Genomic DNA, 1468 nt, shown 5'->3' with positions numbered 1-1468 from the left:
GGTGGGGTCAGGTGGTGTTTGCACCGTTGATGATGTCGTTGAGTTTCTCAGTTGGGGTCTGTCCGTTCAAGACGATGCGGGGTCGGCGGTTGAGGCGGTCCTGGATGGCTTGGACCTGGGTGTCGGTGACGTCGGTGAAGCTGGTGCCTTTGGGGAGGTACTCGCGGATCAGGCGGTTGGTGTTCTCGTTGGTGGGGCGCTGCCAGGGGCTGTGGGGGTCGGCGAAGTAGACCGGGATGTCGGTGGCGGCGGTGAAGTCGGCGTGCCGGGCCATCTCGCTTCCCTGGTCCCAGGTGATCGAGGCCCTCACGGCTCGGGGCAGGTCAGCGACCATGGTCTGCAAGGCGGTGGTGACGGTCTGGGAGTCGTGGCCGGCGCCCAGGCGGTGTATGAGCACGAAGCGGCTGGTGCGCTCCACCAGGGTGATCAGGGCGCTGCGCCCGCCGGCGCCGATGACCAGGTCGCCCTCCCAGTGACCCGGTACGGCCCGGTCGGCGGCCTGGGGCGGGCGCACGCTGATCTGGGCTCCTTCGATCCAGGGACGGTTGGATCTGCGGGGCAGGCCGGCCAGTGGTGAGCGGGGCAGGCGCCGGGTGCGTCCTGAGCGCAGGGCCTTGTCCACCCGCAGCTGCTGGCGCAGGCTCCCGGCGCCCTGGACGTAGAGGGCCTGGTAGATCTGCTCATGGGATATGCGCATGGACTCATTGTCGGGGTGGGCCCAGCGCAGGCGCGCGCTGATCTGGCGGGGGCTGGCCCCGTCCTCGAGCAGGGCCACCACCTCGGCGCGCAGGACGGGATCGGCGTCGAGCCTCCTGGTCTTGGGGCGGGCCAGGCGCTCCTGGGCCGCAGCTGAGGCCCCCGGGGCCCGGTAGACCCCGTCAGGGTCGGTGTTGCGGGTGATCTCCCGCCAGACGGTCTGACGGCACCGCCCCAGGGCGCGGGCGATGGCGGCGGCCGACTCCCCGCGGGCCCGGCCCTGAGCGATCAGGACCCGCTCGGCGTCGCTGACGCGCTGCCCGCGCCCGACCCGCCCGGCGCAGGCCGACGCCGACCAGCCCTCACGCCCCCGCCGCCCCGTTAAGCGTCCTGACGAGCGTCTTGATGCTGTTGCTGCGTCCTCCATGGCCTGATCGTGCCAGTACCGCCTGGCGGTGTCCCGAGTCACCCCGGCCTCGGCCCCGGCCTGGGTCAGGGATGCTCCGGCCAGGACTGCCTGGACGACCTTGGCGCGTCTGGCCTGGTCAGCCTCGAGCGTGCCGCCCTTGGGGCCGCGCACCAGCTCCACCCCCGCCGCCTGGCACCACCGGCTCACCGTCCCACGCCGGTACCCCAGAACCCGCCCCACCGCCGAGGCCGACTCACCAGCCACCACCCGCGCCACCGCATCACGACGCACATCCTGACCAACCCCAGAACCAGACACAAAACACCCCTCCCACGAGTGGTGCATCCACCACCAGACCCCACC

At 71.7% G+C, this 1468-nt stretch carries 1 protein-coding gene; it reads right to left on the bottom strand.

What is annotated here, in order from left to right; translation table 11 throughout:
- Positions 1-7 precede the first annotated feature (7 nt).
- Entirely contained in the window at positions 8-1396 is a 1389-nt protein-coding gene (locus AB7V09_RS12920) for an IS30 family transposase (RefSeq protein ID WP_419144002.1), read from the bottom strand.
- Positions 1397-1468: the final 72 nt, after the last annotated feature.

The sequence above is a fragment of the Actinomyces sp. SKVG-SVH-4(1) genome (assembly GCF_048514265.1).
GTDB lineage: Bacteria > Actinomycetota > Actinomycetes > Actinomycetales > Actinomycetaceae > Actinomyces > Actinomyces oris.
The sequence above is the reverse complement of the archived record's forward strand: the minus strand, read 5'-3'. Positions and strand labels throughout refer to the sequence as shown.